Annotated in this window: 15 protein-coding genes; 6 read left to right on the top strand and 9 right to left on the bottom strand. The window is 70.3% G+C overall.

All coding sequences use genetic code 11. The features are described 5' to 3' along the window. Window positions 1-34 precede the first annotated feature (34 nt). The 5 genes from ABEA24_RS50195 to ABEA24_RS50175 form a co-directional block, all read right to left on the bottom strand. On the bottom strand, window positions 35-2,131 hold the full coding sequence (locus tag ABEA24_RS50195) for a putative bifunctional diguanylate cyclase/phosphodiesterase (RefSeq protein ID WP_345443103.1): 2,097 nt from the start codon (window positions 2,129-2,131) through the stop codon (window positions 35-37). 227 nt (window positions 2,132-2,358) lie between these two features. Beyond that, a complete protein-coding gene (gene ligA, locus ABEA24_RS50190; protein WP_345443100.1) occupies window positions 2,359-4,527 on the bottom strand; it encodes an NAD-dependent DNA ligase LigA in 2,169 nt (722 codons plus the stop codon). Between the two features lie 167 nt (window positions 4,528-4,694). Continuing rightward, window positions 4,695-6,878: a hypothetical protein gene (locus ABEA24_RS50185; protein WP_345443097.1), complete on the bottom strand. Its 2,184-nt coding sequence runs from the start codon at window positions 6,876-6,878 to the stop codon at window positions 4,695-4,697. A gap of 103 nt (window positions 6,879-6,981) precedes the next feature. Further along, window positions 6,982-7,521: a hypothetical protein gene (locus ABEA24_RS50180; RefSeq protein ID WP_345443094.1), complete on the bottom strand. Its 540-nt coding sequence runs from the start codon at window positions 7,519-7,521 to the stop codon at window positions 6,982-6,984. Between the two features lie 76 nt (window positions 7,522-7,597). Then, the gene (locus ABEA24_RS50175; protein ID WP_345443092.1) at window positions 7,598-10,927 is read right to left on the bottom strand and encodes an NACHT domain-containing protein; all 3,330 of its coding nucleotides are present in this window, start codon (window positions 10,925-10,927) and stop codon (window positions 7,598-7,600) included. A 189-nt stretch (window positions 10,928-11,116) separates the two neighbouring features. Here ABEA24_RS50175 and ABEA24_RS50170 point away from each other — a divergent pair, with 189 nt between their 5' ends. Together ABEA24_RS50170 and ABEA24_RS50165 are read left to right on the top strand one after the other, a co-directional pair. Further along, the gene (locus ABEA24_RS50170; RefSeq protein WP_345443090.1) at window positions 11,117-11,635 is read left to right on the top strand and encodes a GNAT family N-acetyltransferase; all 519 of its coding nucleotides are present in this window, start codon (window positions 11,117-11,119) and stop codon (window positions 11,633-11,635) included. 33 nt (window positions 11,636-11,668) lie between these two features. Further along, entirely contained in the window at window positions 11,669-12,070 is a 402-nt protein-coding gene (locus ABEA24_RS50165; RefSeq protein WP_345443248.1) for a PPOX class F420-dependent oxidoreductase, read from the top strand. Window positions 12,071-12,088: 18 nt separating this feature from the next. Here ABEA24_RS50165 and ABEA24_RS50160 read toward each other — a convergent pair whose 3' ends face one another. Further along, window positions 12,089-12,628, bottom strand: a complete 540-nt coding sequence (locus ABEA24_RS50160; RefSeq protein WP_345443088.1) for a hypothetical protein — start codon at window positions 12,626-12,628, stop codon at window positions 12,089-12,091. 317 nt (window positions 12,629-12,945) lie between these two features. Next, on the bottom strand, window positions 12,946-13,950 hold the full coding sequence (locus tag ABEA24_RS50155) for a methionine synthase (protein WP_345443086.1): 1,005 nt from the start codon (window positions 13,948-13,950) through the stop codon (window positions 12,946-12,948). 103 nt (window positions 13,951-14,053) lie between these two features. Here ABEA24_RS50155 and ABEA24_RS50150 point away from each other — a divergent pair, with 103 nt between their 5' ends. From ABEA24_RS50150 to ABEA24_RS50140, 3 genes are all read left to right on the top strand, one after another. Next, window positions 14,054-14,392, top strand: a complete 339-nt coding sequence (locus ABEA24_RS50150; RefSeq protein ID WP_345443084.1) for a hypothetical protein — start codon at window positions 14,054-14,056, stop codon at window positions 14,390-14,392. Next, on the top strand, window positions 14,376-14,813 hold the full coding sequence (locus ABEA24_RS50145; RefSeq protein ID WP_345443082.1) for an acyl-CoA thioesterase: 438 nt from the start codon (window positions 14,376-14,378) through the stop codon (window positions 14,811-14,813). Before ABEA24_RS50150 ends, ABEA24_RS50145 begins: the two co-directional genes overlap by 17 nt. A gap of 145 nt (window positions 14,814-14,958) precedes the next feature. After that, window positions 14,959-15,915: an NAD(P)-dependent alcohol dehydrogenase gene (locus ABEA24_RS50140; protein WP_345443080.1), complete on the top strand. Its 957-nt coding sequence runs from the start codon at window positions 14,959-14,961 to the stop codon at window positions 15,913-15,915. A gap of 27 nt (window positions 15,916-15,942) precedes the next feature. Here the strand turns inward: ABEA24_RS50140 and ABEA24_RS50135 are convergent, their stop codons facing one another. After that, window positions 15,943-16,344: a nuclear transport factor 2 family protein gene (locus ABEA24_RS50135; protein WP_345443078.1), complete on the bottom strand. Its 402-nt coding sequence runs from the start codon at window positions 16,342-16,344 to the stop codon at window positions 15,943-15,945. A 91-nt stretch (window positions 16,345-16,435) separates the two neighbouring features. Between ABEA24_RS50135 and ABEA24_RS50130 the strand changes: the two genes are divergently transcribed. Continuing rightward, on the top strand, window positions 16,436-17,005 hold the full coding sequence (locus tag ABEA24_RS50130) for a TetR/AcrR family transcriptional regulator (protein WP_345443076.1): 570 nt from the start codon (window positions 16,436-16,438) through the stop codon (window positions 17,003-17,005). 60 nt (window positions 17,006-17,065) lie between these two features. Here ABEA24_RS50130 and ABEA24_RS50125 read toward each other — a convergent pair whose 3' ends face one another. Then, window positions 17,066-18,073, bottom strand: a complete 1,008-nt coding sequence (locus ABEA24_RS50125; protein ID WP_345443075.1) for a pentapeptide repeat-containing protein — start codon at window positions 18,071-18,073, stop codon at window positions 17,066-17,068. Window positions 18,074-18,130: the final 57 nt, after the last annotated feature.

The raw sequence follows: 18,130 nt of genomic DNA, 5'->3' as shown, positions 1-18,130 counted from the left end.
TGACCCTGAAATGCACCGGCCGGGATGCGCCCCGTCAGAGGGCGGCGCCCTCCGGGGCCTGGAGTTCGGAGACGTGCTCGCGCAGCCACGCGGTCGCCTCGCCGGCGGTCATCGGCGGCTGGAAGTGGTACCCCTGGGCGGCGTCGCAGCCGAGGTTGCGCAGGAGGTGCTCGGTCTCGGCGTTCTCGACGCCCTCGGCGACCGAGCGCAGGCCGAGCGTGCGGGCCAGATCGATGATCGACCGGACGATCACCGCGTCGTCGCCCGCCTCGCGGAGCCTGCTCACGAAGGAGGCGTCGATCTTGATCTCCTCGACCGGCAGGCTCTTCAGCCGTACGAGGGAGGAGTAGCCGGTGCCGAAGTCGTCGAGGCTGAGCGGGATGCCGAGGCCGGCCAGTGCCTGGACGGTGTCGGCGGCGTAGGCGGGCTCGTTCATCAGGATCCGCTCGGTGATCTCCAGCTGGAGGGCCTGCGGCGGCACCTCGTGCCGGAGCAGCCCCGACGCGATCATCTCGGTGAGCGCCGAGTCGAGCAGGTCGCGGCTGGAGGCGTTGATGGCGACCTGGACGCGGAGCCCGGCCTTCCACCAGCGCGCGACCTGGGTGAGCGCGGCGTCGACGACGAAGTCGGTGATGCCGCGCATGAGGTAGGTCTGCTCGGCGATCGGCAGGAACTGCTCCGGCGTGAGCAGGCCCTTCTGCGGGTGCCGCCAGCGCAGCAGCGCCTCCATGCCGACGGGGTGGCCGTTCCCGAGGAAGAGTTTCGGCTGGAAGAACAGCTCGAGCTCGCGGCGGTCGATGGCGCGCCGCAGCTGTCCCTGCCGGCCGAGGCGCTCCGGGGAGTTCCGATCGCGGTCGGGTGAATAGATCTCTACCCCGGTGCGATTTTCCTTCGCCACGTACATCGCGACGTCGGCGCGCTGCAGCAGCAGCTCGAAGTCGGGCGCGTGGTCGGGGTGGAGGGCGATACCGACGCTCGCCTCCAGATCGAACGACATCCCGTCGAGGCGCACCGGTTCGTTCAGCGCCGCGCGGAGCCGGGCCGCGACCTCGCGGGCGCCGCGCGCGTCGCGCACGGTCGGCAGCAGGACCGCGAACTCGTCGCCGCCGAGCCGTGCGACCAGGTCGCCGGGCCGCACGCTGTGGGTGAGCCGGTGCGCGACGAGTTGCAGCAGGCGGTCGCCCGTGGGGTGGCCGAGCGTGTCGTTGACCTCCTTGAACCGGTCCAGGTCCAGCAGGAAGAGGCCAACGCGGCGCGGCGGCTCGCCGTCGCGGCCGCGCGCCGTGAGGGCGCGCTCGGCGTGGTGGCGGGCCTGAGCAAGCGCTTCCTCCGTGCGCATGATCAGAAGCTTGCGGTTCGGCAGGCCGGTCAGGCCGTCGTGCAGGGCCTGGTGCTCGCGGCTCACCGAGACCGAGGCGTTGATGTACACCGCGATGAACGGCAGGACGAACAGTGGCACGAACGCCGCCGACCAGCTCATCGCCAGGACCACCAGCGGCGCGAGCCCCAGCAGCGCGCTGTGCACGAGGAGCTGCAGGCCGAGGTTCCAGCGCATGGCCTTCAGGACGGAGGTGCGCTCGTGCAGCCCGATCGCGGCGTTGACCAGGGCCAGGTTGACGACGAAGTACGCCACGCCCGCGAGCAGCGTGATCGGCAGGTCGAGGGCGTGGGGCGTCCAGGGCCGCGTGGGCGACGCCGTGATGCCGAACATCAGCAGCACCAGGCCCGACGCGACGAAGCTCAGGGTGTACTGCCCGACGTTGAAGGCGGTGCGGTACAGGGCGCGCCGGCGCAGCATCCCGGTCGCCACCGTCGCGATGGCCTGCAGCAGCAGCGCCGTGGGCAGGCCGGCGTAGATCACGGTGGCGAAGGTGAAGGCGGTGGAGACCGTCGCGCCGGTGGTCTCGGTGGAGCCCGGCGTGATGATCGGCTTGAGCTCGCCGCACACGATCAGGAAGGCCAGGATCCAGAAGAGGGGGCCGCCGACCAGGATCTTGAGGTCACCGACGCTGAGGAAGGCGAGCGAGGTGGCAAGGGCCGCGACGCCGACCACCGTGACACAGACGACGTAGCTCCACAGCGGGGAGCCACGCCGGGGGACCGTGTCCCGCGTGTTGTTCGGGTCCTTCATCACGTCCTCGGGGGGTTACACCCAAACCTTGCGCTTTGGGGGGAGGCGATGGTGTTTGGACGGACACATGTAGTACTGAGGGGAGACTACGACGTCCGAGCAACTTCGCGGAACCGATTGCGCACGTTGCGTTACGCCTGCACTCGAGCGAAGAACCACCCCTCGGTAATCAATCGATACCGTACAGTATCGCCTCGCAGGTCAGCCTGACCACTACTCCCGGGAGATCACTCCTCTCCGACCACCGCGACCTCAGTGGCCGCATCCGGCCCCTTCTCCAGGAGCACCCGGAACCCCGCCTCGTCCAGCAGCGGAACACCGAGCTTGACCGCCTTGTCGTACTTCGACCCCGGGCTCTCGCCGTGGACCACGAACCCGGTCTTCTTCGACACCGAGCTGGACACCTTGCCGCCGAGGTTCTGCACGGCCTCGGTCGCGGAGTCACGGCTGAAGCCGTCGAGGGACCCGGTGATGACGACGGTGACGCCCTCGAGCGGCCGGGGCCCGTCCTCCGCGCCCTCGTCCTCCATCCGCACGCCGGCCGCGCGCCACTTCTCGATGATCTCCTGGTGCCAGTCGACGGTGAACCACTCGTTGACGGACGCGGCGATCGTCGGGCCGACGTCCTCGACCGCCGTCAGCTCCTCCTCCGACGCGGACGCGATGCGGTCAAGCGACCGGAACTCCCGCGCGAGCGCCTGCGCGGCCGTCGGCCCGACGTGCCGGATCGACAGCGCCACCAGCACCCGCCACAGCGGCTGCTTCTTGGCCTTCTCCAGCTCCTCGAAGAGCTTCTCGACCGTCTTCTTCGGATCCCCGGCCTTGTTCGCGAAGAAGGTGACGACCTTCTCCTCCCCCGTCTTGGGGTCGATCTTCGGCAGGCCGGTGCGCTGCTCGCGGACCACCGACTTGATCGGCAGCAGCTGCTCGACGGTCAGGTGGAACAGGTCGCCCTCGTTCTTGACCGGCGGATCGTCCGGCTCCAGCGGCTGGGTCAGCGCGGTCGCCGCGACGTACCCGAGCGCCTCGATGTCCAGGGCGTTGCGGCCGGCCACGAAGTAGAGCCGCTCCCGCAGCTGCGCCGGGCACTTCTTCGCGTTGGGGCAGCGGATGTCGACGTCGCCCTCTTTCTGCGCCCGCAGCTCGGTGCCGCACTCCGGGCAGTGGCTCGGCATCACGAACTCCCGCTCGGTGCCGTCGCGCAGGCCGGACACCGGCCCGACGATCTCCGGGATCACGTCGCCCGCCTTGCGCAGCACGACCGTGTCGCCGATCAGCACGCCCTTGCGCTTGACCTCGTCGGCGTTGTGCAGCGTGGCGTACGCGACCGTGGAGCCCGCCACCTGGATCGGCTCCATCACGCCGTACGGCGTGACGCGACCGGTGCGGCCGACCCCCACCCTGATGTCGAGCAGCTTGGTGTTGACCTCCTCCGGCGCGTACTTGTAGGCGATCGCCCACCGCGGCCACCGGCTCGTCGAACCGAGCCGCCGCTGCAACGCGAACTGATCGACCTTGACCACGACCCCGTCGATCTCGTACGCCGGCTCGTGCCGGTGCTCGCCGTAGTGCTCGATGTAGGCGTGGACGTCCGCCAGGCTCTCGACGACCCGGTAGCGGTCGCTGACCGGCAGCCCGAACGACCGCATGGTCTCGTACGCGTCCGACTGGCTCTCCGGGCGCCGGCCTCCCCGCCAGGTGCCGAAGCCGTGCACGATCATGCTGAGCGGACGGTGCGCGGTCACCCGCGGGTCCTTCTGGCGCAGCGACCCCGCGGCGGCGTTACGCGGGTTGGCGAACGGCTCCCGCTCGCCCGTCTCGACCAGCCTCTCGTTGAGCTTCTCGAACGCCTCGACCGGGAGGTAGACCTCGCCGCGCACCTCCAGCAGCTCCGGCACGTCGTCCCCCCGCAGCTGGTGCGGCACGGCGTCGATCGTGCGGATGTTGTTGGTGACGTCCTCCCCCGTACGCCCGTCACCGCGCGTCGCGCCCCGTACGAGCCGGCCGTTCTCGTACGTCAGGTTGACCGCCAACCCGTCGATCTTCAGCTCGCACAGGAAGTTGGCGACCGAGCCGACCTCCTTCTCCGCGCGCGTCAGCCACGCCGACAGGTCGTCGGTGCTGAACGCGTTGTCGAGACTCTGCATCCGCTCGATGTGCTCGACCGTCGCGAAGTCGGTCGTGATCGGCGCGCCGACCTTCTGCGTCGGCGAGTCCGGCGTGACCAGCTCCGGGTGCTCCTCCTCCAGCGCCCGGATCTCCAGCATCAGCCGGTCGTAATCCGCGTCGCTGATCGTCGGGGAGTCGAGGACGTAGTAGCGGTAGTTGGCCTCGTCGAGCTCCTGAGCCAGCTCCGAATGACGCTGCTGGACCGCGTCGGGTACACCTGTCGCCACGAGTCTCTCCCTGCCGTGCGAGTGCCACTGCCCATAGTGTCTCGCGTGGTGCCGACACTTCTGACCTGCGGCTCGCCCGGTGACGACGGCTCGGGCTCGCCCCGTCTCGGGCGGTTCGGCGAAGCGTGACCCGTCACCTCGGATCGCCGATAAGGGTCGCCAGAGGACTATCCACCGCACCGGGGACGTCCACAGGTCGTGAGGTGCAAGGGCCCCCCATGACTGAACAGGCCGGGGGACTGGTCGCCCCAGAGCACACGGGGGCGCCGGTCCCCGCCGACCGCCAGATCGAGATAGCCGGGCCCGTTCTTGAGCGTGCCCAGCACCACGCTGCGGCGATGGGTGCACCCGAGGTCCTGGCAGTCGATGAGCACGGCCGCCTTGCGCCGGAGGTCGTAGGTCGCCACGAGCGGCCTGTCGCCGTCCAGCTCGACGGCGGGCCGGGTGTGCCACAGCCCGGGGCCGGTGAGCGCCGTGCCATCGGCGGTCGCGCAGTCGGGGGTACGGCACCGCACCAGCCGCGCCGCTCCGGTCCCCGGGTCGGTGTAGGCCAGCACGGGCCGATCATCCCGGGGTATGACGAGCTTGACCCCGTCCAGGAGACGGTCGTCGAAGATGTCGCTCACACCCGGCGAATGCGCCGGTGGGGGCACCGGCCGGGTCAGCCGGGGGTGACGGCACTCCGGCCCGTCACAGCTGATCACGGTGACGGTGCTGGATTCCCCATCTGCCACGGCCACCACCGGTCGGCCGTCCCGCCGAACGGCGACGGCGAGCGGACTGCTCTGGCGGCTGTAAGTCCGCCAGCCGAGGCGGTCCACGGTGACCGCCCGGGGTTTCTGGCAGCGGATGTCGGCGCAGTGGATGAGCCGCACCTCCGGCCCGCCACCGCTGTTGCCGTCGTGCATCGCGGCGATCACGATGCCGTCGCCGGTGGTGGTCATCGCCGCGCTCGCGCCGTCGTGACCGTTCCGCTCGACGATCGGGGCCGTGTCGATCGGCCCGTTGCCACCGCATCCGTCCGGGCCGCACGGGAACAGCCGCAGCACCCTCGTAGACGACGCGGTACGCCAGGCGGCGGTGGCCACCGTGCCGTCCGGCAGGGACACGGAACCGGTCTCTCCGCTCCAACCGGACCCGCCATCCCGGTAGTCGTAGAGGCGGTTACGGCGGCAGAGACGATCACCGCACACCCGTGTGGTCAGGCCCCCTCCGGTGATCTCCATCGGCCGCTCACCGCCCAGCAGATGCAGCGTCACCGGCGTGCGGTTGAAGCTCGGCTGCAACACGTGGTCGACGGACAGACCGAGGGGGTTGAACCATACGTACCCGCCGTACAGCAGGCCGGGCAGCGCCAGGAGCGGCAGGAGGAGTGCCGCCCGACGCGGGCGAAGACGACCGGAGGCAGCAGCGGAGGACAGCCGTTCGCGGATCCGAGCGAGATCCAGCGGGATGCCGGGCCTGTCCTGGGGAGCGGCGGGCGACGGAGGGGCCGGCGTGACGGGGTACTCCTGGTTCAGCGCCGCGACGGCGACCGTTCCGGCCTGGAACGGCACGACGAGCAGACCGACGAAGCCGAGAACGATGTCACCGATCACGACGTGGGCGAAGCCGTCCAGCGGAGACAACGCCCAGCGCAGGCCCGCGAGGAGGAGGATCGGCCCCAGCACCACGCCCAGCAGAACCGCGAGGACGGTCCGCGTCCTTCGCCCCTGCGACACGGAATGGGCCCGGCCGATCGACCACCGTGCGCCCCGTCCCTCCAGCGTGGAGATGGGCAGTGCGAGCGCCTGCCACAGCCCGGACACCAGCAGGAACACGAACGTTCCGGCCCCGAACCAGAGCTGCTTCGTCACGATCGCCACGCCGAGGCCGAACGCGAAGGTCAGCACGGTGCCCACGATCGCGACCCCGCCGAGCGCCGACAGCGTCACCGGGCGTCGTACCGCCGCCGCCAGTGCCTTCGCGGCGCCGACCGGCCGCCCCAGCAAGAGCCCGGCCGACATGACGACCGTCGCCGCCAGCGCCAGGAGGTAACCGGCGATCCCCAGCACCACCGCGGCGATCGCCGCGACGATGAGCCCGTACGGCGTCGACAGCGGAGCGAGACCGTCGTTCGCGATGAGACCGTTCCGGCCGACGACGGCGATGAGCAGGCCGCTGGTGACGAGGCCGACGGGTACGAGCACGACGGCGGACGGAACCAGCAGAAGAACCAGGTGCCGTGCCGCGGTCCGGTACGCCAGCCCGACGACGCCGACCAGGCCGCCCACCATGATCTGCTGTTCCGGAGGCGTGTCCTCGGCCGCCTGCTCCTCGGACCGCCCCGCGACGTCGGCGTCGTCGGCCATCAGTACCTCAGCAATGAAGATCTTGGTGCATGGGCGTCACATGATCCTTGATCATGCATGGCGTGGCGAATCGGACGGAGGCACCGGGCCCCGGCGGCCCGCGCTAACCGAAGAACGCCTGGCCGAGCGCGAGCAGGACGGCGGCGACCCCGCACAACGCCGCCAGGGCGAGGAAACCGGCGAACACCCCGAGCAGTACGGGTATCAGCGTCCCCCACGGTCGCGGGTTCGAGCGGAGCGGCACGTCGGCCTCGATCCGGACCCGCCTCGGCATGACGCACAGCACCAGCAGCGCCAGCGCGGCGAGGCTCACGATCCCGGAGACACCGGCCAGGTCGAGCGCGGCGTTGGCCGCGCCGGGCTGGGCGTATCCGCCGTCCGGCTTGCGGCGCAGCGTCGTGGGCCTGCCGACGTGGACCCGTGCGTTGGTGATCCGGGCGGCGGGGTCGGCAGGCCCTCCGTTCGCCGGCGCGAACGTCCCCGTGCACACCCGCCTGCTGCCGCGCCCGGACCCGTACGTGTGGCACTGCGCGGCGGTGAACCTCCCGGGCGTCCCGGCGAGCCCCGCCTCGTACCGAAAGCCGTCGATCGGGAAGAGCACCAGCCGGCCAGCAAGGACGATCACTCCGACGGCGACGAGCACCCCGGCCGCAGTATGGACCCGGCGCGGCGGTCGCGGGTCACCGTCTGACCGCGCGCCCGGTTCCCCGCCGCTTGGCTCAGGCACGCCAGTCGACCCGGGCGGTGCGATGCAGCCGGTCGAGTCCCCGCACCGGTTGGCCGACCGAGAGGCGGACCGTGAGACCGCGGATCCCCCTGAGGGGAGACAGGTCCAGTCCCTCGGTGACGTCACAGAGGTACAGAACTCGAAGCATGGGATGGTCGCGCAGGGGCTCCAGGTCGGCCACCCTCCGGCAGCCTCTCAAGTCGAGGCTCCAGAGCCTGGAAAGCCTGGCGAGCGGCTCCAGGTCGGTGACCGAGGCATGCGTGAGCGTGAGTGCGGTCAGCGCGGGGAAGCGCGCGATCGGCTCGAGAGACGTCAATGTCTCGGCCTCCCAGAGGTGCAATGCGGTGAGCCGCAAGGCACCCAGGATGTTCAGGTCCGCGCACCACTCACCGCCATCGACCTCGATCGTCTCAAGGTCCGGGAAGGCGTCCACCAAGGCGATGATCGCTTCACGATCGAACGGCGCGCCGCGCAGCGCGAGACCACGGAGCCCACTAAGAGGACGCAGCGCGTCGATTCCGGTGACTCTTCGGCAGCCGTACAGGTCAAGTTGGCGTAGTCGTCCGCACTCAGCCAGAGGGGACAGGTCGCCGATATCCTCCATGCCCGTCAATGTCAGTGACCTCAACTGTGGAATCCGGCGCATGAACCCGAGATCGGCGGCGAACCGATCAGCGTAGAGGCTGAGTTCCCTCAGATTCGGCAGCGTGTGGAAGGCCGAGAGATCCCGAAGCACACCGTCGATTTGCAGCGTCAGCTCTTCCAGGTCCGGATGGCCCGTGAGTAGGGGCAAGGTCTCTGGGCGGATATGGTTCGCGACCAGCCATTTCAGCGCCGGGACTCCCACCAGGCGTTCCAGTTCGTCTCCGGGCAGATGGACTTGGAGCTCGGTGAGGCGGTGGAGCGCGTGGACAGCCGAAAGCAGATCCGGATTCCAGACGTAAAGCCGACCATCACGGAGCGGAGCGTCGGCGAGGACCCGTTCGGCGTACGCGTGCGGCTCGAAGTAGTCCCAGGCGGTGATCAGCTCATTCTGGACCTCGGTTCTCGGATCGGTCGCGTAGCGGGCCAGCAGGTCCATCGCTTGCGGACCGTTGATCAACCAGGCGGCCTGCACGGTGGCGGCCGCCTGCTTCTCCGAAAGGCCTGCCGGCGACTCGGGCAGGCGGCGCAGGATCTCCTCGCCCGCCGCGGCGAGGCGGCGGGCGTCGGCGGCGTTCCTCGGCGGGATCAACGCCGAGACGCAGCGTTCGACGCGGTCACGGGAACCGCCGGGCAGGTCCGGCACCGTCTCCAGGCACGCCGCCACCAGCATGCGCAGCCGGTGCGCGTTCCTCGGCTCCGCGTCGGCGCGGTCGAGCAGCCCGGTGAGGAGTTGTTCGCGAAGGGGCGCGTTGGCGTGCCCGGCGGCCATCACGACGGTGTCCCGCCACTGGTCGAGGTGCGCCTTGTCCACCAGCGTCTCGACGTCGGCGTCGTCGGCGGCCTGCCGGGCGGCCAGGTACTCCTGGACCGTACGGTGCACGAAGTCGATCCGGCCCGGCACCGGTTCGCGGATGACGCCGCTGCGGTGCAGCAGGTAGTCGAGGAGCGCCTCCGCCGTCGCGTTGACGCGTGGCATCGCCGCCGCCCTGGCGGCGATGCGCTTCAGCGCGGTCGCCTTCGACATCTCGGCGCGGCCGAGGACGGTGAGCCGCCAGGCGAGTTCTTGGAGCAGCCGTTCCTTCTGGTCGCGTTCGAGTTCGATGCCGGGGTGGCTCCGGACGCCTCGCTCGACGTCGCGACGTTCGAGCAGCATGTCCAGGACGGCCCGGTACAGGCCCATGCGATCGCGCGGCAGGTGCGTGACCCGGTCGAGGTTGAGGGCGCACAGCATGGCGGCGAGCAGAGGTGTCGTCGCCAGTGCTCTCAGGTGCGGGCCGCTCTCCAGCCGGGCCAGCAGGGTCCCCTCGTATCCCGGCAGTTCCTCGGGGGCGCACGGGAGGCTTCCCGCGTGGCGTACCGCCGCGTGCCACTGCCGTACGAGCTCTCGCAGGTCGTCCGGCGTCATCGGCTCCAGCATCACCGGCCGGAAGCCCTCGGCGGACAGCCAGCGTGTGTCGGCCGCCGCCGGTCGGGAGGTGACGACGGCCCGTGCGCTCGGATAGACGTCGAGCAACTCGCGCAGCCAGCGCCGAACCTCGTCACGCCTGCCCTGGGGGACCTCGTCGACGCCGTCGACCAGGATGATCCCGCGGCCCGTGTCGAGCACCCGGTGCACCCATCCCGGCGGCATCAGCCCCTGGAGGGGACCGCTGACGAAGTCCTCCGGCCGTGGAAGGCCGCTCTCGGCACAGCTGCGGAGCTTGATCAGGAAGGGCACCCGCCCGTTCCAGTCGGAGAGGTCACCGGTGAAGGCTCCGCGTGCCGCCATCACCGTGATCCAGCCCAGCAGGGTGCTCTTTCCCGAGCCTGCCTGGCCGCGCAGAAGCGTACGGGACGAGTGCGCGAGCATCGTCTCGACCCGCACCGTGGACGGCTCGCGGCCCTGGTCGCCGGTCAGCGCCGCCACCTTCAACGGTTCGAGGTCGGCGCCGCGGCGGTCCTCGGCCGTCACGGTGAGACTGATGTAGGCCACGCTGAGCGTGGCGCGCGGACGGTAGTTGTCCACCCGCAGGCCGAACAGCTCGATCGCGTCCATGCTCCGGGCGACGTGCTCCAGATAGCGTCGCTCGAACTCGGCGTCGTTCTGGGTGCCCGCGGGTGCGTCGATCGTACGGGCCGGCAGCCTCTCCAGGACCAGGGAGATCTGCTCCCCCAGACCGGAGGTCCGGGACAGCGTCTCCGCCAGTGCGCGGGGCGCGAACTCCGGCAGGCCCAGCAGGATCCGCACCAGGCAGTCGCAGCATTCGTCGAGCATCACGTCGTACAGCCGGGAGGCCGGCTCGCCGTGCTGCCCGGCCGGTGCGGGAACCAGTCCGCGTACGCGCCGGGCCAGCTTCACCGGGTCGGCGTCTTCGCTGAAGATCACATCGTCGGAGAGGTCCACCCGCTCGATGGCCGCTTTCACGTCGAGCAGCACGGCCGCGCGATCGTTCTCCTCGAGCCCGCCGTACTCCTGCTCGATGAGCGCCGAGAGACGTTTCTCGACGGAGTCGGCGATGTCCGCGAGCTGGCGTTCCAGCTTGCGCCGGACGAACCGGTCAGGCAGCGACACCCTGATCAGCTCGGTCAGGTCCTTGTCGCGGTCGGATCGCGCCGCCCGTGTCGCCAGCCACTCGCGCCCCGCCCGCTGCGCCACCGCCTTGGCGGCGGCCGCGGCCACCGGTTCGAGTCCCGTCACGAATGCCCCCAGCATCGATGCCTGGACGAGCCACCACAGAATCGACTTCTTGGACGCGGCCGTTACGGATCCGGTTGCGCCTGCGCCCCCTACCGTTGGCTCCATGACCACGCTGAACGAGACGGCGCGCACGCCCATCGACGACCCGAATCCGGCGGACTCGGCGACCGCCGCCCCCGACGTGGCCGCGTGAACGCCATCGGCGCCGAGGCCATCGCGACCCGGCGGCTGGACCTCCTGCCGCTGCTCGTCGAACACGCCGATGAGATGGCCGAGGTGTTGTCCGATCCGGCCCTGCACGCCTTCATCGGCGGCACCCCGGACACCCTGGAGGCCCTTCGCTCGCGCTATCGGCGCATGGTCGCCGGGTCTCCCGACCCCGCCGTCCGCTGGCTCAACTGGGTGATCCGCCTCCGCAAGGAAGGGTGCCTGACGGGAACGGTCCAGGCGACGATCGGCCCTACCGGCGACGGGCTCGTCGCCGAGATCGCCTGGGTGGTGGGGACCCCCTGGCAAGGACGGGGCATCGCCACCGAAGCGGCCCAAGGACTCGTCGCCTGGCTCGGAGAACGCCCCGTGGACGGCGTCGTCGCCCACATCCATCCTGAACACCGGGCGTCCGCCGCCGTCGCCACCGCCGCGGGACTCACCCCCACCGACGAACAGCAGGACGGCGAGATCCGGTGGCATCGGCAGATCGATCGCTGACCACGCGGACACCTTACGGTTGGCTCCGTGACCATGCTGAACGAGACGGTGCGCAAACTCATCGACGACCCGAATCCGGCGATCCTGGGGACCATCAACCCCGACGGCGGCCCGCAGACCTCGGTGGTCTGGGTCGGCCGGGACGGCGATGACCTGCTCATCTCCACAGCCGCCGGGCGACGCAAGGAGACCAACCTGCGTCGCGACCCCCGCGCCAGCCTGACCGTCATCGACCGGAACGACCCGCTGCTGTACGTCGAGGCACGCGGCACCGCCACGATCACCGAGGACGTCGGCCGGCGCCTGGCGGTCGAACTCGCCGAGCGGTACGAGGGCCCCGGTGCCGGCGAGGAGTACCTCGAACTCCCGCCAGAGGTCATTCGCGTCGTCATCCGCATCACCCCACACCGAGTGGTGGGCACCGCCGCCGAGTGACCGCTTCGGGGTGGTGGTTCAGGCGAGCGAGAGCAGGAAGCCCACGGAGGCGCACAGCACTGTCAGGGCCAGGGAGGCTCCGAACAGCGGGACGAGGATGGTCAGCAGCGTCCCCCAGGGCGGGGGATTCTTTCGCATCCGCTTCCAGCCGCCGGCCGAGACGCGCTTCGGCGCCGCACAGAGCACGACGAGGAGGAACGCGGCGAGACTGACGATCCCGAAGGCGAGCGCGAGATCCTTCCCCGCGCTCATCGGGCCGGGCTGCACATAGCCGCCATCGGGTCTGCGGCGCAGGTCGACAGGCCTGCCGACCTGGATCCGAGCGTTGCGGATCTGAGCGGTCCGGTCGACGAATCCGCCCTTCGCCGGCACGAACGTCCCGGTGCAGACGCGCGTGCCGCCCGTGCCGGTGGTGTGACAGCGCGCGGCCGTGAAAGTCCCCCGCGTCCCGGACAGCCCGGACGTGAAGCGGGCGTCGTTGAGAGGAAAGGTCAGCAGCCACCCCGCGAGAGCGAGGACACCGAGCGCGGCGAGCACGCCGAGCGCGGTGAGCAGCACGCTGAGCGGAGATCCCGCCGCGCCGCGCCTGCTCTTCCTTCCTCCGGTAGGGGAACCGCTCCTCTTCCGCCCGCTGGTGGCCCTGCTCTTTCGCCCGCCGGCGGGCTTGCTCTTCCGCCCGGTGGCGTGGCTCGTCTTCCGGCCGGTGGCGGGCCGGCTCTTCTTCCGCCCGGCGGCGGAGCTGCTCTTCTTCCGCCTGCCGGCAGGCCTGTCCTGGGCATGCCGTTCCGCTCGCGACCGCGCCATGGCAGCTGACCCTTCCCGCTGTGAATGTGATCCCGAACCTTCGACGACTCGGACGAGCCAGAAGGTTCTGATCAGTCCTCGGCGGTCTCGGCCAGGACCCGCGCCGCCTCGCGGCAGTGCTTCAGCGCCGCGCGTACGTAGACGGGAGTGGCGCCGGCCAGGCCGCAGGCGGGCGTGACCACCACGCCCTCGGCGAGGACCTTCGGGGAGAAACCGAGACGCCGCCACAGCTCCTGAACGCGGGTCAGCGACTGCTTCGGCGCCGGCAGGCGGGTGTCGGTACCGGGGACGACGCCGAGCAGGAAGCCGGTGCCCGCCTCGACGGCCTCGCCGATGGCGTCCTCGTCCTGGCCGCGCAGCAGTGCGGCGTCGACGGAGATCGCCTTCGCTCCGGCCGCCCGCAGCAGACCGTACGGGGCGCGCGGAGCGCAGCAGTGCACGATCGGGAAGGCGTCGGTCGCCTCGATCACGCGCCGCAGGCCGTCCTCGGCCAGTGGGGCCTCGACGGCAGGGAGCCGGGAGAAGCCGCTCGCGGTCGGCACCGTCCCGGCCAGAACTCCGGGCAGGCCGGGCTCGTCGAGCTGCAGGAGGATCGTGGCGCGCGGCAGCCGTCGGCGTACGTCGGCGACGTGCGCGGCGACGCCCTCGGCCAGCGAGGCGATCAGGTCGCGTACGGCCCCCGCGTCGCGGAGCGCGCGGTCGCCGTGCCTGAGCTCGATCGAGGCGGCCATCGTCCAGGGCCCGGCGATCTGGATCTTGAGCGGGCCCTCGTACTCCCCCGCCTGCTCCTCGAGCGTGTCGAGGTCCCGGGCGAGCATGCTCCGGGCACGGGAGGCGTCCCGGCCCGGCCGGTCGGCGAACCTCCACCCGGAGGGCTGCAGCGCGACGGCGAGCTCGACGAGCAGCCCGGCGGCGCGTCCGACCATGTCCGCGCCGGGCCCCCGGTCCGGCAGCTCGGGAAGGTACGGCAGGTCGGGGAGCTCGCCGAGGACGACCCGCAGCGCCTCGGCGGGATCGTCCCCGGGGTGGGAGCCGACACCGGCGGCGGCCCCGATGGTCCACGGAAGATCAGGCACACCAAGAGCCTAAAGCCCTTGCGGCCTCCACGAGCCGCGCGGTCGGGAGAGCGCGAACGCTCTTAATGCATAGCGATCGGTACCGATTGCTAACCTATGAGACATGGAGCCGTCATTCCCGTCGCAACGGGACCAGGTGGCCGCGGCGCTACGCCAGATCAGCGCCGGGTACGCCGCGCTGGCCGATGCGATCTCGGCCGACCCCGCCCAGGCCCCGGAGGAGAGCCGGTACCGCTCTCTCATCTCCGAATGGGGCACGCGAGGCCTGACGAGAGCCGAGGCGAGTGCGTTGTTCCGCAAGCACGGCTTCTCTCCTCAGGCGGCGGGCGGCTGGGCCCGGGGCGACTGGCTCGAGGTCCACGCGGACGGCCGTCGCTATCTGACCGAACGTTCGCGGCAATGGCTGGCAGAGCAGGAGCCCTCTGATGACACCGACGCATAGCACTGAGCCGTTCAGCGTACGGCTGGACGTCCGCGTTTATGAGGTGGACTCGCAACTGCATCTGGGCGGCGGCTTCTACGTCAAGTACGGCGACCACGCCCGGTTCCAGTGTGTCCAGGCCGCCGGTGTCTCCGTCGAGAAACTCCTGGCCGACGGGCTCGGACCGGTCAACCTGGAGACGGTCATCCGGTATCACCGTGAACTCCGCGGCGGAGACCAGGTCGACGTGTCCTGCGACTGGGAGTGGGGGGACGGCAAGACGTACCGCGTCCGGCATCTGATGAGGCATGCGGACGGCACCCTGGCCGCCGAGATCGGCCACGTGAGCGGGCTGCTCGATCTCCGCACCCGCCGGCTCATCGCCGACCCGGCCCGCGAGTGGCGAGCCCGGGCGGCCGACCCCGAACTCCTGGGCCTTTAGCCTGCCCGAGCCCTGGTCCCGTATTTCGACGCCGGTCGTGTCTTGATCGCGGGTCGGTGGGCCGTTTTCAATGGGACGGAACGTCCGAGTGTTCACGGAGCCGACTGCGTGAAGTTCGATATCCCGGCGACGAGGGAGAACCGCTATGGAGGCCATCGTCCGTGACGGCTATGGTCGCGCCGACATTCTGGAGTTACGGGAGATCGACCGGCCCGTACCCCTCGACGACGAAGTCCTGGTGCAGGTGCGGGCGGCCGGTGTCGGGCCGGACGTCTGGCACATGGTGACGGGCACGCCGTACGCGATCCGCCTCGGCATCGGACTCCGCAAACCCCGGAATCCCGTCCCGGGCTTGGACGTCGCCGGGCGTGTCCACGCTGTCGGCGCAAACGTGACCGACCTCAAGCCAGGCGACGAGGTCTTCGGCACCGGTAGCGGTTCCTTCGCCGAGTACACCCGCGCCAAAGCCGACCGCCTCGCTCCAAAGCCGGACAACCTCACCTTCGAACAGGCCGCCGCCATGCCCGTCTCCGGGGTCACTGCCCTGCAGGCCCTACGCGACAAGGCCCGTGTACGAGAGGGCCAGAAGGTCCTCGTCATCGGCGCCTCCGGCGGCGTGGGCACCTTCGCCGTCCAACTCGGGGTCGGTTACGGCGCCCAGGTCACCGGCGTCTGCGGCCCCACGGGCGCCGATCTCGTCCGTTCCCTGGGCGGCGACCACGTCATCGACTACACCCGTGAAGAGATCACCGGCCACTACGACGTCATCATCGACGCCGCAGGCAACCGGCCGCTTTCGCTCCTGCGCCGTACTCTCACACCGCACGGCACCCTGGTCATCGTCGGCGGCGAAGGCGGCGGCCGCCTGCTCGGCATGGGCCGCCAGATCCGAGCCCACCTGATGTCCCCGCTCCTCCGCCGAAAACTCGGCACCTTCGTGGCCATCGCCCGGCGCAAGGACCTGCTGGCACTCAAGGACCTCGCCGACGACGGCAAGCTCACTCCGGTCATCGACCGCACCTTCCCGTTCTCCGAAGCATCCGCCGCCGTCGACCACTTGGCCCACGGCCACCCGCGCGGGAAGGTCGTCCTCACCGTCTGACTCCGGCCGGCCCAGGAGTCGTTCGGTTCAGGAGGCGGCGAGATCCGGTACCGAATGGGCACCGACGTAGTCGCGGAACAGCAGGATCCGGCCGTCGCGGATCCGGAAGACCTGGATGCAGGGGGCCTCGAAGGTCTCCCCGGTCGTCGTCACCCGCGCGACGCTCTCGATCTCGACGATCACCACCTCGGGATCCGCGGTCTGGTGGAACTGCACGGTGCGCAGGTCGATGATCTCGAACGGCATCGTGGCGGCCCGGGCCGAGAACTCCCGGATGGCCTCCCGGCCTTCCAGCCGAGCGGGGATGCCGTCGACGGCGAACGGCATCTCGATCACGCCGTCCACCGCGAAGAGGTCGGCGAACGCCTCTATGTCCCCCTCGACCAGCAGACGCCGCCGACGTTCGAGAACCTCCAGCGGACCTTCCATCGCGGACCTCCCGTTCAACGCGTGTTCAATGACTTATTCAACGAATGTAGAACGAAATTCCGACCCAGTCAACACCCGTAGAATGAGCCGTGTGAGCGATCCCTCGGCGCGGCCGTCCCGGGCCGAGCAGCGGCGCAACACCGAGGCCCGGATCCTGGCGCAGGCCCGCCGGTTGTTCGCCGAGACCGGATACGACCGGACCACCATCCGCGCGGTGGCGACGGCCGCCGACGTGGACCCCGGCCTGGTCATGCACTACTTCCGCAGCAAGGAACGCCTCTTCGCGCGGGCGACCGAGGGCGGAAACCCTCCCCTGCCCGGCGGTACGGCCGACGAGGTCGCCGAGCAACTACTCGACCGTCTACGCGACTCATTGGCCAACGAACCCGTCGAGTCGCTGGCCGTCCTACGGTCGATGCTCACGCACCCCGAGGCGGCCCACGAAGTCCGGGAGACGTCCCGCGACCACACGGACCGGATCAGTGCGGCCATCCCGGACGAGCAGGCCGGCCTGCGCGCAGAGCTGGTCAGCGCCGTGCTCATCGGCGTCGCCGTCGGCCGGCACCTGATCAAGCTCGACCACCTCGCCGACGCCGACCCGGATCAGATCGTCGAGATCCTGCGCCCCTCGATCCGCTCACTCACCAAAGCCGACGACTGACCGACCTCACCCCGAACCGATGAGCGAAGGCCGCCACCTCGGATGACGACGTTGAGGCAGTCAGAATCGGGTGCCGCTGTCGGTCACAGCGCTGCGGCGGATCTGATCCGGTGTCATCCCCCGCACGCGGGTCAGGTCAGCGCTGCGCAGGTCCGCTCCGTTCAGTTGCGCGCCGGTCAGGTCGGCGCTGCGCAGGTCCGCTCCATTCAGTCGCGCGCCGGTCAGGTCGGCACCGTGCAGTCGCGCGCCGTAGAGGTGGGCGTTGCGCAAGACCGCCTGGCGGAGGTTGCTGCTGCCCAGGTCGGCCGCTCCCAGTACCGCACGGCTCAGGTCCGCGCCCTCCAGGTTCGCGCCGCGTAGGTCCGCGACGTGCCAGCCCTCACGCCGCAGCTCGGTAGCGGTGAGGTAGGGGCCGTGGAAGTAAGTGTCCCTCCCAGCGCTGTTCGAAGCGGCGCTCGCGAGCTCCGCGCCCGGTATCCGGATGCCATGGAGGTCGAGCGAATAGGGCTCGCGCATCCGATCGTTTCCGACCAGGACGGTGAGGGCGGCCTGAACGTCAGCGTCCGGTTCGCCGGGTGTCCGGGCGTTGGCCCTGGGGGCGTGGACGCGCACGTAGGCGGCCAGCACGTCCATGATCGTATTGTGGTCACGGCCTGAGTCACCGGCAAGCCGCTGCAGCGCGAAGATCGCACCGAGGCGGACCTCCGGACTGTCGGAGCCCAGCTGTTCGACGGCCTTGGTGTACCGGTCGGTGACCTGACCTTCCTGACTGCTTCGCAGGGTCAGGGCGGTGGCGATCAGGCCTGCAGCGGTGAACACCACGCCGAACAGGATGCCGATGCTGTTGACGCTCTGCTGCCGGTGTTGACGGCGCTGCAGAGCCAGCTCTAACCGGTCCTTCGCCGGCAGCGCAGCGATCTCGTCCGCGCTGGGCAGCGTGATCTCGAGACGGCGACGAGGACGGACCCGGCCGAACCTGCGCCCCGGCCGATGCGGTCCTCCTGCCCCGGCGGGAGCGGCTGCCGGCTCGGTGGGCTCTTGGTCCAGTGCCTGGTCTGGCTCTGTCATGCTCGCTCCCCGCATTGGACGATCGACGCCGAACCGGCATGGATTACGACCGATCAG

The sequence above is a fragment of the Actinoallomurus vinaceus genome (genome assembly GCF_039542055.1).
Lineage (GTDB): Bacteria > Actinomycetota > Actinomycetes > Streptosporangiales > Streptosporangiaceae > Actinoallomurus > Actinoallomurus vinaceus.
The sequence above is the reverse complement of the archived record's forward strand: the minus strand, read 5'-3'. Positions and strand labels throughout refer to the sequence as shown.